Here is a 14907-nt window from a genome sequence, read left to right as displayed (position 1 = left end):
GGTCATGGCCACTGTCAGTCGAGCCGCGCGTCTGGCGCCGGTGGTGGACATGGCCGAGCAGGCCGAGAAAACTGCCGTGCAACGGCTGGGCTATTTTCAGGGCCAGGTGAAAGTCGCGGAAAGCAAACTGGCTGACCTCAATGCCTTCCGGCTGGATTACTCGCAGCAATGGATCGTGCGCGGCAGCACCGGCGTAAGCGGGCAATGGCTGCTCGGTTTTCAGGGCTTTCTGGCGCAACTCGACACTGCGGTTGATCAGCAGCGGCAGAGCCTGGTCTGGCACCAGAACAAGCTCGACAAGGCTCGCGAGGAATGGCAACAGGCGTTCGCCAAGGTCGAGGGGCTGCGTAAACTGGTGCAGCGTTATCGCGAAGAGGCGCAACGCCTTGAAGACAAGCGTGAGCAGAAGTTGCTTGATGAGCTGTCGCAGCGTTTACCGCGACAAAACCCGTTCTAAGCCGCGCCGCTAAACCCTGTGGGAGCGAGCCTGCTCGCGAAGGCATTCGGTCAGTTGACTCAAGTGTTGACTGGCACGACGCTTTCGCGAGCAGGCTCGCTCCCACATTTGTTCCAGTGATGTGCCTTGCTGCAACCCTGTCCAAGTGCTAAACCTTGTACAGGTTCGTCAATGACAAGGAAGCCAGTCAATGTCAGTCGTTACAGAAGTCTCTCCAGATGGTCAAAAACTGACGATTTTGGTCAAGGGTCGCTTTGATTTTGGTCGCCATCAGGAGTTTCGCGAGTCCTATGAGCGGCTCGACACCAAGCCTGAATCCATCGTGGTCGATCTGAAAGAAGCCACCTATCTCGACAGTTCCGCGCTGGGCATGCTGCTCCTGCTGCGCGATCACGCCGGCGGCGATAACTCGGACGTGCGGGTTGTCAACAGCAACTCCGATGTGCGCAAGATCCTCGCCATCTCCAATTTCGACAAGCTCTTCGACATCAGTTGACGGCCATGCAGGTGCAAGAGCCGCTGACCATTCTGATCGCCGAAGACAGTGCCGCCGATCGCTTATTGCTGTCGACCATCGTCCGTCGCCAGGGCCATGAAGTCCTGACGGCGGCCAACGGTGCCGAGGCGCTCGATCTGTTTCGCCGACAGCAACCCGATCTGGTCTTGATGGACGCGATGATGCCGGTGATGGACGGCTTTGAGGCCGCAAGGCAGATCAAGGCGTTGGCCGGCGAAATGCTTGTGCCGATCATCTTCCTGACGTCGCTGACCGAAAGCGAAGCGCTGGCCCGTTGTCTGGAGGCGGGTGGTGACGACTTTCTGGCGAAGCCTTACAACCAGGTGATCCTTGCCGCCAAAATCAAGGCGATGGATCGCCTGCGCCGCTTGCAGGCGACCGTGCTGCAACAGCGCGACCTGATCGCCAAACACCATGATTACCTGCTAAACGAGCAACGCGTGGCCAAAGCGGTGTTCGACAAGGTGGCGCACTCCGGTTGCCTCAGCGCGCCGAATATTCGCTACCTGCAATCGCCATACGCGCTGTTCAACGGCGACTTGCTGCTGGCGGCGTACACGCCGGCGGGTGACATGCATGTGTTGCTCGGCGATTTCACCGGTCACGGCTTGCCGGCAGCGGTGGGCGCGATGCCACTGGCCGAGGTGTTCTATGGCATGACCGCCAAGGGATATGGCTTGGCCGAAACCCTGCGTGAAATGAACGCAAAGCTCAAACGTATCCTCCCGGTGGACATGTTTTGCTGTGCGACGCTGCTGTGCCTGAGCTTTCAGCGACGTTCTGTAGAAGTATGGAATGGCGGAATGCCCGATGGGTATTTGCACCGGATCGCCACGGGCGAGCGCGAGCCACTGAGCGCACGTCATTTGCCGCTCGGTGTGCTGAGCCCGCAAGCGTTCGATGACCGTACTGAAGTGCATTCGATGACGGTCGGGGATCGGGTTTTTCTGCTGTCTGACGGCGTCATCGACACCAGTGATGCCAACGATCAGTTGTTCGGCGTCGAGCGCTTGCAGCAGGTGTTCGCTGCCAATCGCGAGCCGGACCGCTTGTTTGAGGATATCGAACTGGCGCTGCGGGATTTTCGCGGCGAGGCGCGCGACGATGTCAGCATGGTCGAGGTCAGCCTGCTGGAAACGGCGCAGGTCAAGCCGTCGGCGCCGGTGTATTCCGACAGCGGCCAGTCGTGCCCGCTCGACTGGTCGGTGAGTTTCGAATTCCGTGGCGCCACGCTCAAGCGTTTCAATCCGTTGCCGTACCTGCTGCAGTTGCTGCTTGAGGTGCATGGGTTGCGGGCGCAGAGTGGTGCTTTGTATAGCGTGCTCGCCGAGTTGTATTCCAATGCGCTGGAGCATGGCGTGCTCGGTCTGGATTCCAGTCTCAAGCGCGATGCGGCGGGTTTCGCTCGCTACTATCAGCAGCGCAATGATCGTCTCGAGGCGCTGCAGGACGGTTTCGTACGCGTGCATTTGCAGGTGCAGCCACAAGGCGAGGGCGGTTGTCTGGTGATTCGGGTTGAAGACAGCGGCAAGGGATTTGATGTGGCGCGGGTCATGGAGCGTCCGCTGGACGGTATCCGTTTGTCGGGACGCGGCGTCAGTCTGGTCCGGCAATTGGGGCATAACGCCAGTTGGTCGGACGAAGGTCGTAGTGCTCGCGTGGAGTTTTCCTGGGAGGTTGAGGCATAATTCGCGCAATTCTTGATCAAGGAGTGAACAAGTGACTGACACACATATTGATCGCGAGGCGCTGAGCGTACTGCGCGAAGTCATGGAGGAGGGTTATCCGGAGCTTCTGGATACCTTTCTGGCGGATTCGGAAAGTCGCTTGGGCGAGTTGCAAAAGACCTCTGATGCCAAGGTGTTGTCGGAAGTTGCCCATAGTTTCAAGGGCAGCGCCAGCAACATGGGCGCTGTCCGCTTGGCGGCGCTCTGCCAGGAACTCGAATCGGACGCCAAAGACAAGAGCCCGGCGGAAATAGTCAAACTGGTCGCTGAGATCAGTGGCGAATTTGCTGAAGTTCGCCCGGTTTACGAACGCGAAAAACATCCCGCTCACACGCACTGATCCCGCCGCCCGGCGCTTTTCTCAAGCGTCGGGCGAAACTGGCCCGGCACTTGCAGCTATCTCCGTAACTGTACCTACGATCCCAGTGCAGCGGAGACCGTTTCATGCCTGCGACCCCCAACATCCTGCTTCAGAATGCCGCTCAGGCCAAGGCGCAAGCCGCCTCGGCCAAAACGTCGGCGATGGCCGTAGACACTGGGGATAAAGCCTCAAGTTTCGCTAAGGTGTTCGCCGATCAGGGGTCGGGCAAGCCTGTCGCCAGCACCGATAATTCGCCAAAGTCGTTGCGCGACAAGGTCGCCGACAACAGCGGCAAAAAGGATATCGGCAAGGATCAGTCTGCCGCTGCACAACCGGCAGTTGCCGACAGCGGCAACGACTTGCCTGCTGATAAAACCGTAGCGACCGATGACACCGCCGCCAGCAGCGACGACAGCGCCCAGACCCCAGTGGTGGATGCTGCGCCGGTTGACCCGACGCTTGATCCGGCATTGGTCGCCGCTGTGCAGCCAGTGGTCACGGCGCCAGTGGCGCAAGCCCCGGCTGTTGTCGCCACCGCCCAGCCTGAAGCTGAAACACCTGCGCTCGCCGCATTGCCGGGTATGGTCAAAGATCCGGCACCGACCACCGACAGCGATTTCGACCCTTCGGCCGATCCGCTCGACTCGCTACCGGCCGTGCGCATGGCGATGGAGCAGGGCGGGCACATTTCCGCCGCCAGCCAGGCGCAACCGAAAACGACGCCTGCTCAGGCTCAGGCCGACGGTGAATTGACTGCGGCGCAGAACTTCGCTGCCGGCATGGCCAGCATGCTCGACGTGCAAGCCGACAAGGACAGCACCAGCCAGGGCGGCGAAAAAGCCTTCAGTGGTTTGATCGACGATGGCCTCAAAGATCTCAAGACGGCGACCAGCGATACCCGCGTGGATGACTTCGCCAACCGTCTGGCGGCATTGACTCAAGCCGCCACGCCGAAGACCGCGAACGCGGTGCCGGTGAATCAGCCGATCGCCATGCATCAGAGCGGCTGGACCGAAGAAATCGTCAACCGCGTCATGTATCTGTCGAGCGCCAATCTGAAGGCGGCGGATATTCAGTTGCAGCCGGCCGAGTTGGGCCGTCTGGACATCCGCGTGAATATGGTCCCTGACCAGCAGACCCAGGTCACGTTCATGAGCGCGCATCCAAGCGTGCGTGAAGCGCTCGACGGGCAGATGCATCGTCTGCGCGACATGTTCAACCAGCAGGGCATGGGCCAGGTTGACGTCAATGTCTCCGACCAGAGTCGTGGCTGGCAGGGTCAGCAAGGTCAGGAGCAGGCGCATCAGGGCCAGAGCGGTCGCACCAGCGCTGCCGGCGGTCGCCTCGATTCGGCGGATGAAGAATTGGCGCCTGCCGCCATTGCTGAAGCCGCTGCGCAAACCACCAGCGTGATCGGCAGCAGCGCCGTCGACTACTACGCCTGATCAAATCAACAGCCCCTCACCCTAGCCCTCTCCCGGAGGGAGAGGGGACTGATTGGGGGATGCTTGTGAAGTACGCCGACCGGATACTTCTGCTGTGAATCCATAATCGACTCGGTCTTTCAGGTCGACGTTTCACGACAAAACACCTCGGTCGGCTCCCTCTCCCTCCGGGAGAGGGCTGGGGTGAGGGTGCCTTTGACTTTTAGCGTTGTCTCCACCATCACCGACACTTCTGGCATAACACTTGCTCTTGCCTTGCCGTGCGACTGTGAAAACCCGAATAGTGACGGATTATTGGCATGGCGAAGAGCGAAACAGCAGCAGTGAAAGACCCCGCAACCAAAGGCAAACTCAAGCTGATCATTGTGATCGTGCTGGCGTTGCTGTTGGCCATTGGTGCATCCGTGGGGGCGACCTGGTTCTTCATGCACAGCGCCCAGAGCAAGCCCGCCGAGGCCGCCGATGCGGCGCCCGTCGGCAAGCAGCCAGCGATCTTCGAGCCGATGGCACCGGCCTTCGTTGCCAACTACAACCAGAACGGCCGTCAGCGCTACATGCAGGTGAGCATCACCATGCTGGCGCGTAATCAGGCCGATCTGGAAGCGCTCAAAGTGCACATGCCGGTAATCCGCAACAACCTGGTGATGCTCTTCTCCGGTCAGGATTTCGCCACCTTGGCGACCCCGGTCGGCCAAGAGATGTTGCGCCAGAAGGCCACCGCCAGCGTCCAGGAAGTGGCGCAGAAAGAGCTGGGCAAAGTGGTGATCGAACAGTTGCTTTTCACTAATTTCGTACTGCAGTAGGAACACGACATGGCCGTGCAGGATCTGCTGTCCCAGGATGAAATCGACGCGCTGTTGCATGGCGTCGACGATGGTCTGGTACAGACCGATAACGCTGCCGAACCCGGCAGTGTCAAAAGCTACGACCTGACCAGTCAGGATCGCATCGTCCGCGGACGCATGCCGACTCTGGAAATGATCAACGAGCGTTTTGCCCGCTACACCCGTATCAGCATGTTCAACATGCTGCGCCGCTCGGCGGACGTTGCCGTCGGTGGTGTGCAGGTGATGAAGTTCGGCGAATACGTGCACTCGCTGTACGTACCGACCAGCCTCAACCTGGTCAAGATCAAACCGTTGCGCGGCACCGCGCTGTTCATCCTCGACGCCAAACTGGTGTTCAAACTGGTGGACAACTTTTTCGGCGGCGACGGCCGCCACGCCAAGATCGAAGGGCGTGAATTCACCCCGACCGAACTGCGCGTAGTGCGCATGGTGCTGGAGCAGGCTTTCGTCGATTTGAAAGAAGCCTGGCAAGCGATCATGGAAGTCAATTTCGAGTACATCAACTCGGAAGTGAACCCGGCCATGGCCAACATCGTCGGCCCGAGCGAAGCGATTGTGGTCTCCACCTTCCACATCGAACTCGATGGCGGTGGCGGTGATCTGCACGTGACCATGCCGTACTCGATGATCGAGCCGGTGCGCGAAATGCTCGACGCCGGTTTCCAGTCCGACCTCGACGATCAGGACGAGCGCTGGGTCAACGCCCTGCGTCAGGACGTGCTCGATGTCGACGTGCCGATCGGCGCCACCGTGGCTCGCCGCCAGTTGAAACTGCGCGACATCCTGCACATGCAGCCGGGCGATGTGATCCCGGTCGAGATGCCGGACGAAATGATCATGCGCGCCAACGGCGTGCCGGCCTTCAAGGTCAAGATGGGCTCGCACAAAGGCAACCTTGCGTTGCAAGTGATCGAGCCGATCGAGCGTCGCTGAAGCGGCGTTCCAACCCCCAAGCATTTAACTGAATTTTTGCCCGCCGAGGACAAATGATGAACGACGATATGAACGCCCAGGACGACCAGGCACTGGCTGACGAATGGGCTGCTGCCCTGGAAGAAACCGGTGACGGTCAAGCTGACATCGACGCCCTGCTGGCCGCCGACGCAGCCGGCGGCTCGCGTCTGCCGATGGAAGAGTTCGGCAGCGTGCCGAAGAACAACGATCCGGTGACCCTCGACGGCCCGAACCTGGACGTGATCCTCGACATCCCGGTATCGATCTCGATGGAAGTGGGCAGCACCGACATCAACATCCGCAACCTGCTGCAACTCAACCAGGGTTCGGTGATCGAGCTCGATCGTCTGGCCGGTGAGCCGCTGGACGTGCTGGTCAACGGCACCCTGATCGCGCACGGCGAAGTAGTAGTGGTCAACGAAAAGTTCGGCATCCGCCTGACTGACGTGATCAGCCCAAGCGAACGCATCAAGAAGCTGCGCTGAGTGAAACGGTTTCTCTGGGCTTTGCTGGCATTGCCATTGAGCGTGCTGGCCGCCGAGCCGTCGACAGCCACGACAGTGCCTGCCGCCACCGCGCCGATGGTCACCAGCGGCGTGGCCGGGCAACTGACGCAACTGGTGTTTGGCCTGTTGCTGGTGCTGGGCGTGATCTTCTTCCTCGCCTGGCTGTTGCGCCGGGTGCAGCAGGCCGGGCCGGCAGGCAAAGGGCAAGTGATCGAGCTGATCGGCTCACGCGCACTGAGTCCGCGTGACCGCTTGCTGCTGGTGCAGATCGGCAACGAGCAGATTCTGCTCGGCCTGAGCCCCGGCACCATCACCGCGCTGCACGTGCTCAAGGAGCCGGTCGAGGTGCCGAGTACCAGCGAGAAAGCGACCCCGGAATTTGCCCAGCATCTGCTGAAGATACTCGGCAAGGATCAGAAGGATACGAAGTAATGGGTGCGCTACGCATCGTCTTGACGCTGGCCCTGATGCTGGCCGCGCCGCTGGCGTTCGCCGCCGATCCGTTGTCGATCCCGGCGATCACGCTGGGCACCAACGCCGATGGCGCGCAGGAGTATTCGGTCAGTCTGCAGATCCTGCTGATTATGACCGCGCTGAGCTTCATCCCGGCGGCCGTGATTCTGATGACCAGCTTCACCCGGATCATCATCGTCTTCTCGATCCTGCGTCAGGCCCTCGGCCTGCAACAGACGCCGTCGAACCAGATCCTCACCGGCATGGCGCTGTTCCTGACCCTGTTCATCATGGCCCCGGTGTTCGACCGGGTGAACAAGGACGCGCTGCAACCGTATCTGGCGGAAACCTTTACCGCCCAGCAAGCGGTGGAGAAGGCCCAGGTGCCAATCAAGGACTTCATGCTCGCGCAGACCCGCACCAGCGATCTGGAGCTGTTCATGCGCCTGTCCAAGCGCACCGACATCGCCACCCCGGATCAGGCGCCGCTGACCATTCTGGTGCCGGCGTTCGTCACCTCCGAGCTTAAAACCGCATTCCAGATCGGCTTCATGATCTTCATTCCGTTCCTGATCATCGACCTCGTCGTGGCCAGTGTGCTGATGGCGATGGGTATGATGATGCTGTCGCCGTTGATCATCTCGTTGCCGTTCAAAATCATGCTGTTCGTGCTGGTGGATGGCTGGGCGCTGATCATCGGCACCCTGGCCAGCAGTTTTGGAGGTGTCTCGCCATGACGCCGGAAGTTGCGGTCGATATCTTTCGTGAAGCCCTTTGGCTGACCACATTGATGGTCGCGATTCTGGTGGTGCCGAGCCTGTTGGTCGGCTTGCTGGTGGCGATGTTCCAGGCCGCCACGCAGATCAACGAACAGACCTTGAGCTTCCTGCCGCGTCTGCTGGTGATGCTGGTGACCCTGATTGTGGGCGGTCCATGGATCGTGCAGACCTTCATGGAATACATCATCCAGTTGTACAAAAACATCCCGATGGTCATCGGCTAAGCCATGCAATCGCTGCTTCAGCTGACCGACACCCAGATCAGTACCTGGGTGGCCTCGTTCATGTTGCCGCTGTTTCGCGTCGCCTCGATGCTGATGGTGATGCCAGTGTTCGGCACGACGTTGGTGTCGCGGCGGATACGCCTGTATTTCGCCGTAGCGATCACCGTGTGCATTGCGCCAAGCCTGCCGCCGATGCCGGCGGTCAGCCCGCTGGATCTGAGTGGCTTGATGTTGATTGCCGAACAGATCCTCGTCGGTGCGGTGCTGGGGTTTTCCCTGCAACTGTTTTTCCAGGCGTTTGCCGTGGCCGGGCAAATCGTCGCGATCCAGATGGGCATGGGTTTCGCCTCGATGGTCGACCCGGCCAACGGCGTCTCGGTGGCGGTGATCGGGCAGTTCTTTACCATGCTCGTCACGTTGCTGTTCCTGTCGATGAACGGCCACCTGGTGGTCTTCGAAGTCCTTACCGAAAGCTTCACCACGCTACCGGTCGGCAGCGGTCTGATGACCGCGCATTACTGGGAACTGGCGGGCAAACTCGGCTGGGTGCTGGGGGCGGCGTTGCTGCTGGTGTTGCCAGCGGTCACCGCGCTGCTGGTGGTCAACATCGCGTTTGGCGTGATGACCCGTGCCGCGCCGCAACTGAACATCTTCTCCATCGGTTTTCCGCTGACCCTGGTGCTCGGTCTGTTCATCGTCTGGGTCGGTCTGGCGGACATTCTCAATCAGTATCAGCCGCTGGCCACTGAAGCCTTGCAGCTGTTACGCGAACTGGCACGGGCGCGCTGAGTCATGGCAGAGAGCGAAAGCGGTCAGGACAAAACAGAAGACCCCACGGAAAAACGCAAAAAGGACTCCCGCGAGAAGGGTGAAATTGCCCGCTCCAAAGAGCTCAACACCCTGGTCGTGACCATGGCCGGTGCCGGTGCGCTGCTGGTGTTTGGCGGCATGCTGGCCGAAGACCTGATGGAGCTGATGCGCCTGAACTTCACGCTGTCGCGTGAGGTGATCATGGATCAGGGTTCCATGGGCGCATTTTTGTTGAAGTCGGGTCAGATGGCGCTGGTGGCCATCCAGCCGTTCATGATCACGCTATTGCTGGCAGCCCTGATCGGGCCGATCTCCCTCGGTGGCTGGCTGTTTGCGGCCGGCTCCATGGCGCCCAAGTTCAGCCGGATGAACCCGGCAGCGGGCCTGAAACGGATGTTCTCCTTCAAGGCGGTGGTCGAACTGCTCAAGGCCCTGGCCAAGTTTCTGATCACCTTGGGGGTGGCGTTGGTGGTGTTGTCGGCGGACGTCGATGACTTTTTGCGGATCGCCCACGAGCCTCTTGAAATGGCGATCATTCACAGCGTCACGCTGGTCGGCTGGAGCACGTTGTGGCTGGCCTGCGGCCTGATCATCATCGCTGCTGTCGACGTGCCGGTGCAGCTCTGGGAAGCCCACAAGAAACTGCTGATGACCAAGCAGGAAGTGCGCGACGAGCACAAGGATCAGGAGGGGCGTCCGGAGGTCAAACAGCGCATCCGCCAGACCCAGCGCGAGATGTCGCAACGGCGGATGATGGCGGCGATTCCCGATGCCGACGTGGTCATCACCAACCCGACGCACTACGCCGTCGCACTCAAATACGATTCGGAGAAGGGCGGCGCGCCGATACTGCTGGCCAAGGGCAGCGATTTCCTCGCACTGAAGATTCGCGAAATCGCCGTGGCCAACAACGTCATGCTCCTCGAATCGCCGGGGCTGGCGCGTTCGATCTACTACTCCACCGAACTGGATCAGGAAATCCCCGGCGGCCTGTACCTGGCGGTTGCTCAGGTGCTGGCCTACGTCTACCAGATCCGCCAGTACCGCGCCGGCAAGGGCAAACGCCCGGATCCGCTCAAGGATGACTTGCCGATTCCGCCGGATCTGCGTCGCGATTCCTGACGTTGCGGCGAAGCCATTTGTCTGCGCTCCCCCATGACTGTCAACTCTGACAGGTGCAGTCGCCGTGATTTTGCAGTTTGATGCAAGGTGCGGCCGCGCACTGACGCGGTCAGGCAGGCGAGTGCAAGGGAGCAAGGCAATGAAAGGTATTTTCAGCAGCTACGATGAAAAAACCGGAAGCGGCACCATCACGCCGAAGCAATCGGGGCGATCCCTTTCCTTTGCCGAAGCCACGGGGTTTTTTCTGACCGCCAAAGAATACCGATTCAGCATTCCATTGGCTGATGCCTTGCAGACGAACGTTAAAGTCGGCGGCGAGGTCGAGTTCGAATTGCCCAAGAGCAAGAATGGAAAAGTAAAAATCCTCCGGTATTGAGCAACTGTTCGCAAAGCCGCTGAAAACGGGGCAGCGGTTTTATGATCGTTCCCACGCGCAGCAAAGGAATGCAGCCCGGGACGCTCCGCGTCCCTTCCAAAGCCGAACGCGAAGCGTCCTTTGAGGCATTCCCACGCAGGAGCGTGGGAACGATCATCGCGTGTCGCTACTGCGGCAACTCCAGATTATCCATCACCCGATTCACCGCCAGCTCCCCGAGCATGATCAATTGCGCGATCCCCAACAGCGTCCTGCGCTGCGACGCGGGTATGAGATGGGCGAAGTCATGGGCAATGGTTCTGGCTGAGGCAAGTGTTTCGCTGGCATCGGCCAGCAGTTCCTCGTTTTTGAAATCGGCGGTGACGGCGTACATCCGGCGGGTTTTGCGTGGCGGTGGGGTGGAGCCGGGTGGGCAGAGGTAGTGATCGAGGGCGCGGTCGGCGGCTTCGTGGAGTTTTTTTGAATCGAGGGATTCGTAGGGCGAGGTGGGATCGGTTTCGGGTGGGTTGGGTGTTGGTTTGATCATGGTGAAGCTCCTTGATTGCTGGAGCTGCCACATTTCGCTGCGAAACGAAAAGAGGTGGCAGCTGTACGCAGGTTCGCAGACCGGGAATCAAGGAACCCGGCATACCCGAAGGTATCCCGCGCACAGCCGCCATGAAGCATCGTTGCCATTAATCTTGATAGCAATGCACTGGAGCGCTGTGCGCCTTGATTGATCCGGGCTGCGAAACCCGATCGCTGATTCGTCAGCGACCGCACCACAATAGAACCCGCCCCCAAGGCGCACAAGCCGGCGGATTCTGGCGTAGCTGTAGGCAATGGCGCAAGGATGTGTAGCCTTGAAGACGTGTCTGGAGGTGTCTTTTAAACGCCCGAGTTTAAAAGGCGATTTGCGCTGACCGGAATGGCCCTTTCGCGAGCAAGCTCGCTCCCACATTTGGAATGCATTTCCCTGTGGGAGCGAGCTTGCTCGCGAAAGGGCCATCCGGGTCAGCAGAAAAACCCCGATCAAGCCCCGCTGTTTAAATCACTGGTTAAATAAATCCGTCCCCTTTGTCCAAAGGCGTGTCTGGAGGTGTCTTTTAAATACCACAGTTTAAAAAACAAAATATCGGGCGACTGTCTGGGTGAAAACGTGGTCTGCCCCTGAAAGATCCTATTGGTGAATTGTCAGGTGCTATAGCAAGTTTTAAAGGGTCTCTTGGGTAAGAATAAACTTAAGCATGTTTAGATTTCTTTCGTTAATCTGAAATGAATAGTTTTTTACCGCTCAGTTTGGAATAATCGACACTTTGTCCCTTGCAAGGACAAAGTGTCGACGATATTTTAACTACGAAAGCTCATGCTAAGATGTGAATCTGAAGGAGTCTAAAGCCCAACCATAGGCGAACTCGGGTTGCTTTAGGCCTTCAATTTTTAGTTTTTTGATTTCTGGCTTGGAGAACGATATTTTCTGAATCGAAGCTCTGTCTACAGTAATTGAATCCATTTGATCCCCTTGTTCGTTATAAATTGAAAATCTCAAAGTCATACTTTCCGCAGGGGTAAAAAGCCAGAAACTTATTTTCGAATATGTTGAATTAAATACATAGTCCACCACAACTCCAACTTGAGCAGCTATGACCAATATGCCATCTTCTATTTTCCCCGGGTGAGTTTGATTTGATAAGGCATCATATATAGCTACGAAATATCCGCCAGAGAGCCAAGTTATCGATCCGCTGGGAAGTATATAAGGAGTATTTTGTCTAAATTCATAATATTTACCTTTCCCAAAGTTCTCGCTAAGTACAACTTCAAACTTCAACGACTCGGCATAACTCGTCCCGCCGGCGGCGCGTTTGATCTCGTACCGGGCGATCACCGATCCGCCTACATTGCCCTTGATCAGCTCGGCACCGATGGGGAAGGGCACCGGTTGGCCGGCGGTGAACTCGCTCAGCTTGATCGAGTCGGTATATTCGCCGGTGATCGAACCGATCCAGAACATGAAGACTTCATCGCCTTTGACCGTTTCGGTGTACACCACCGTCAGGGTGGTGCCGTCGGTGTCGGCCGGCAGCACGCCGTCGACCACGCCGGCCACTTGCGGCTCCGGCAGTTCCAGGCGGGGTTCGCCGACTTGCAGGATGTCGGCGTGGATCGATTCGCGGATGGCGTGGGTGGCGTTGACCCGGTTCATCGTGCCGAGCAGCGAGTCTTCGATCAGCAGTTGGTAGTACAGCTCCAGTTTGCCGCCGTTGATGGGCGTCAGGTGCGCCGCACCGGGGACGTTGATGCGCAGCGGCTCTTTGGCCTCGATGTCGCCGTTGGTGATCGGGCGCAGCGGCAGGTCGGGCAGGTACGGGGTCAGTTCCGGGCGGGTGCCGAGCCAGAACAGCCTGATCGCCTGGCCGGCGTCGAAGGAGGGGTCGAAGGGGATTTCAATGCGCACCTGGCTCAGCGTCGGGTCGAGCGCACCTGACACGGCGTCCAGTGCCTTCGGGGCTTTGAGCCGTTGTACCTCGCCGATGGCGCTGATGAACTGGGTCCTGGCGCGCAGGTCGTCGGAAGCGTCGTGCTTTTTCAGGCGATAGGACAGCGCAATCTGGGTCTGGGCCAGTTGGCGCAGCACGACGTTGGGCACAGTAATTTCGGGGATGCTGGGCACGCTGAGGAGGACTTTTGCCGGTAACTCAAGATTGATCGGTGCCCCTTCTTTCGGGGTGCCTTTGATCCGTACAAAAAGGGTGTCGCCGACCTCGAAGTCTTTTGGGGCTGGATGGGGGCGGTTCATGGCCACAACCTGCGCCGTGCCATCGGCCTCGCCGAGTTTGTCGACGTCCAGTTTGTTGTTCAGCGCCTCCTTGAGCAGCGGTGCGCCCAACAAGGTCGTGTCGAGCGCCACCACTACGCGTTGTTCGGCACTCCAGTCCTCGGACCGGTTATCGACCACATCGTAAACTTCGAAGGCCACGGCCAGACCGGCGTCGCCGGAATCGCCGCCCTCCTTGATCGTGTCTTCGTCGATGTGCACGATGATCGGTGTCTGCCCCGTTGCCTGTTCCTCGGTCAGCGGATCACTGAGGACAAACACGCCGCCCCAGGTCACCTGAATCACGTCGCCGACGGCGGCATTTGGATAAGGCGCCGCGCCAGCGGTGCCGATGGTGATCGGCACGCCAGCGGCGACGTTGTCCTGATCGATGCCGCCGTCGAGGATTTCCCGGGGGATGCTCATGACCAGCCTCGAATGGCCGGGCTCGTCGTTGTCGTCATGGCCACCGGGGCGGGTGAGTTTGACCCGCACGTTCATCACTTCCGAAGGCTCGGGCGTCTGGTTCAGGCGGGTGACCGCGTAGGACACCGCAAACTGACCCTCGTCAATGCGTGAGGCGGGCACAAACATCTGCAGTTGGGTACCGACTTCACTGCGGTCGATGGTCTCCTGCAGCACCTGCTGGCCGGCGCCCCAATAAATCACCAGCTTGTCGCCCACGCCCATCGGGCTCCACGGCCCGGCGCGGCACAACAGGCCCTGACGTGGAAAGTTGTCTCGCGCGGCGGCCAGGTTGATGCCCCAGACCTTGGGCGTCTCGGACACTGGCCCGGTGCGGCCGGGGATGTCGAGTTCCTTGAAGATCAGGGGGGTGTTGTCGGGCTGTCGGGTGGTGGACATGGGGGACTCCAGGGCGCATGGCGGTGGAGTGATTCAACGCTGGATGGGGGATTTGCGCACCTGTCAGATCTGACAGGTGCGCGGGGGTATCCGACGAGCGGTTTGCTTTTCCTGCTTGAGCGATGTGGGGGCTTTGAAGACGCCTTCGCGAGCAGGCTCGCTCCACAGGGATCGGTGTCGATCATCAGGCTGCGTTTACACCGCCGAACCTGTGGGACGGGTTTGCCCGCGAAGGCGTCAGCCGCCCCAACTCATTACTCAAGGCGCGCTACTGCGGCAACTCCAGATTATCCATCACCCGATTCACCGCCAGTTCGCCGAGCATGATCAATTGCGCGATCCCCAACAGCGTCCTGCGTTGCGACGCAGGTATGAGATGGGCGAAGTCATGGGCGATGGTTCTGGCTGAGGCGAGCGTTTCGCTGGCATCCGCTAGCAACTCTTCGTTTTTGAAATCGGCGGTGACGGCGTACATCCGCCTGGTTTTGCGTGGCGGTGGGGTGGAGCCGGGTGGGCAGAGATAGTGATCGAGGGCGCGGTCGGCGGCTTCGTGGAGTTTTTTTGAATCGAGGGATTCGTAGGGGGAGGTGAGGTCGATTTCGGGTGGGTTGGGTGTTGGTTTGATCATGGTGAAGCTCCTAGAGTCATTGGAGCTGCCAACGTTCGC

The 14907-nt window shown here is 59.4% G+C and carries 17 protein-coding genes; 14 read left to right on the top strand and 3 right to left on the bottom strand.

Annotated elements, in window-relative coordinates:
* The first annotated feature begins 4 nt into the window (after positions 1-4).
* The 14 genes from fliJ (at position 5) to ACOYXJ_RS01295 (ending at position 10579) form a co-directional block, all read left to right on the top strand.
* Positions 5-457, top strand: coding sequence for a flagellar export protein FliJ (gene fliJ / locus ACOYXJ_RS01360; protein WP_034153294.1), 453 nt, complete (start codon positions 5-7; stop codon positions 455-457).
* 190 nt (positions 458-647) lie between these two features.
* Positions 648-953: an STAS domain-containing protein gene (locus ACOYXJ_RS01355; RefSeq protein WP_095122690.1), complete on the top strand. Its 306-nt coding sequence runs from the start codon at positions 648-650 to the stop codon at positions 951-953.
* 5 nt (positions 954-958) lie between these two features.
* Positions 959-2662 (top strand): ATP-binding SpoIIE family protein phosphatase, encoded by a 1704-nt coding sequence (locus ACOYXJ_RS01350; protein WP_460367513.1) that lies wholly within the window; start codon positions 959-961, stop codon positions 2660-2662.
* A 31-nt stretch (positions 2663-2693) separates the two neighbouring features.
* Positions 2694-3041, top strand: coding sequence for an Hpt domain-containing protein (locus ACOYXJ_RS01345; protein WP_150795309.1), 348 nt, complete (start codon positions 2694-2696; stop codon positions 3039-3041).
* Positions 3042-3145: 104 nt separating this feature from the next.
* Positions 3146-4507, top strand: coding sequence for a flagellar hook-length control protein FliK (locus ACOYXJ_RS01340; RefSeq protein ID WP_460367511.1), 1362 nt, complete (start codon positions 3146-3148; stop codon positions 4505-4507).
* Positions 4508-4806: 299 nt separating this feature from the next.
* On the top strand, positions 4807-5310 hold the full coding sequence (gene fliL / locus ACOYXJ_RS01335) for a flagellar basal body-associated protein FliL (protein ID WP_007920033.1): 504 nt from the start codon (positions 4807-4809) through the stop codon (positions 5308-5310).
* Between the two features lie 9 nt (positions 5311-5319).
* A complete protein-coding gene (gene fliM / locus ACOYXJ_RS01330) occupies positions 5320-6288 on the top strand; it encodes a flagellar motor switch protein FliM (RefSeq protein WP_007920032.1) in 969 nt (322 codons plus the stop codon).
* Positions 6289-6344: 56 nt separating this feature from the next.
* Positions 6345-6794, top strand: a complete 450-nt coding sequence (fliN, locus tag ACOYXJ_RS01325) for a flagellar motor switch protein FliN (protein WP_095122682.1) — start codon at positions 6345-6347, stop codon at positions 6792-6794.
* Positions 6795-7247: a flagellar biosynthetic protein FliO gene (gene fliO / locus ACOYXJ_RS01320; RefSeq protein ID WP_460367508.1), complete on the top strand. Its 453-nt coding sequence runs from the start codon at positions 6795-6797 to the stop codon at positions 7245-7247.
* Complete coding sequence (fliP, locus tag ACOYXJ_RS01315) at positions 7247-8005, top strand: flagellar type III secretion system pore protein FliP (protein WP_460367506.1); 759 nt, start codon at positions 7247-7249, stop codon at positions 8003-8005. The genes fliO and fliP overlap by 1 nt, the downstream gene beginning before the upstream one ends.
* A complete protein-coding gene (gene fliQ / locus ACOYXJ_RS01310; RefSeq protein ID WP_041072975.1) occupies positions 8002-8271 on the top strand; it encodes a flagellar biosynthesis protein FliQ in 270 nt (89 codons plus the stop codon). The genes fliP and fliQ overlap by 4 nt, the downstream gene beginning before the upstream one ends.
* Positions 8272-8274: 3 nt before the next feature.
* Positions 8275-9060 (top strand): flagellar biosynthetic protein FliR, encoded by a 786-nt coding sequence (gene fliR / locus ACOYXJ_RS01305; protein WP_038363857.1) that lies wholly within the window; start codon positions 8275-8277, stop codon positions 9058-9060.
* A 3-nt stretch (positions 9061-9063) separates the two neighbouring features.
* Complete coding sequence (flhB, locus tag ACOYXJ_RS01300) at positions 9064-10203, top strand: flagellar biosynthesis protein FlhB (protein ID WP_460367504.1); 1140 nt, start codon at positions 9064-9066, stop codon at positions 10201-10203.
* Positions 10204-10342: 139 nt separating this feature from the next.
* Positions 10343-10579, top strand: a complete 237-nt coding sequence (locus ACOYXJ_RS01295; RefSeq protein WP_034153303.1) for a hypothetical protein — start codon at positions 10343-10345, stop codon at positions 10577-10579.
* A 166-nt stretch (positions 10580-10745) separates the two neighbouring features.
* Here ACOYXJ_RS01295 and ACOYXJ_RS01290 read toward each other — a convergent pair whose 3' ends face one another.
* The 3 genes from ACOYXJ_RS01290 to ACOYXJ_RS01280 all read right to left on the bottom strand — a co-directional run bounded on the left by ACOYXJ_RS01290 (position 10746) and on the right by ACOYXJ_RS01280 (position 14868).
* Positions 10746-11105, bottom strand: coding sequence for a DUF6124 family protein (locus ACOYXJ_RS01290; protein WP_102900463.1), 360 nt, complete (start codon positions 11103-11105; stop codon positions 10746-10748).
* Between the two features lie 822 nt (positions 11106-11927).
* Positions 11928-14240 carry a hypothetical protein gene (locus ACOYXJ_RS01285; RefSeq protein ID WP_460367501.1) on the bottom strand — a complete coding sequence of 771 codons (2313 nt, stop codon included), beginning with the start codon at positions 14238-14240 and terminating at the stop codon, positions 11928-11930.
* A 268-nt stretch (positions 14241-14508) separates the two neighbouring features.
* Complete coding sequence (locus tag ACOYXJ_RS01280) at positions 14509-14868, bottom strand: DUF6124 family protein (protein WP_150795304.1); 360 nt, start codon at positions 14866-14868, stop codon at positions 14509-14511.
* Positions 14869-14907: the final 39 nt, after the last annotated feature.

Source organism: Pseudomonas sp. Tul2A7 (genome assembly GCF_054790505.1).
The sequence above is the reverse complement of the archived record's forward strand: the minus strand, read 5'-3'. Positions and strand labels throughout refer to the sequence as shown.

What these genes read in the sequence shown, in the direction of transcription:
- ACOYXJ_RS01350 (WP_460367513.1), top strand. Translation starts at nt 959, where the DNA reads ATGCAGGTGCAAGAGCCGCTGACCATTCTGATCGCCGAAGACAGTGCC.
- fliJ (WP_034153294.1), top strand. Translation starts at nt 5, where the DNA reads ATGGCCACTGTCAGTCGAGCCGCGCGTCTGGCGCCGGTGGTGGACATG.
- ACOYXJ_RS01355 (WP_095122690.1), top strand. Translation starts at nt 648, where the DNA reads ATGTCAGTCGTTACAGAAGTCTCTCCAGATGGTCAAAAACTGACGATT.
- ACOYXJ_RS01340 (WP_460367511.1), top strand. Translation starts at nt 3,146, where the DNA reads ATGCCTGCGACCCCCAACATCCTGCTTCAGAATGCCGCTCAGGCCAAG.
- ACOYXJ_RS01280 (WP_150795304.1), bottom strand. Translation starts at nt 14,868, where the DNA reads ATGATCAAACCAACACCCAACCCACCCGAAATCGACCTCACCTCCCCC.
- fliQ (WP_041072975.1), top strand. Translation starts at nt 8,002, where the DNA reads ATGACGCCGGAAGTTGCGGTCGATATCTTTCGTGAAGCCCTTTGGCTG.
- fliP (WP_460367506.1), top strand. Translation starts at nt 7,247, where the DNA reads ATGGGTGCGCTACGCATCGTCTTGACGCTGGCCCTGATGCTGGCCGCG.
- ACOYXJ_RS01290 (WP_102900463.1), bottom strand. Translation starts at nt 11,105, where the DNA reads ATGATCAAACCAACACCCAACCCACCCGAAACCGATCCCACCTCGCCC.
- fliL (WP_007920033.1), top strand. Translation starts at nt 4,807, where the DNA reads ATGGCGAAGAGCGAAACAGCAGCAGTGAAAGACCCCGCAACCAAAGGC.
- fliR (WP_038363857.1), top strand. Translation starts at nt 8,275, where the DNA reads ATGCAATCGCTGCTTCAGCTGACCGACACCCAGATCAGTACCTGGGTG.
- fliM (WP_007920032.1), top strand. Translation starts at nt 5,320, where the DNA reads ATGGCCGTGCAGGATCTGCTGTCCCAGGATGAAATCGACGCGCTGTTG.
- ACOYXJ_RS01285 (WP_460367501.1), bottom strand. Translation starts at nt 14,240, where the DNA reads ATGTCCACCACCCGACAGCCCGACAACACCCCCCTGATCTTCAAGGAA.
- fliN (WP_095122682.1), top strand. Translation starts at nt 6,345, where the DNA reads ATGAACGACGATATGAACGCCCAGGACGACCAGGCACTGGCTGACGAA.
- ACOYXJ_RS01295 (WP_034153303.1), top strand. Translation starts at nt 10,343, where the DNA reads ATGAAAGGTATTTTCAGCAGCTACGATGAAAAAACCGGAAGCGGCACC.
- flhB (WP_460367504.1), top strand. Translation starts at nt 9,064, where the DNA reads ATGGCAGAGAGCGAAAGCGGTCAGGACAAAACAGAAGACCCCACGGAA.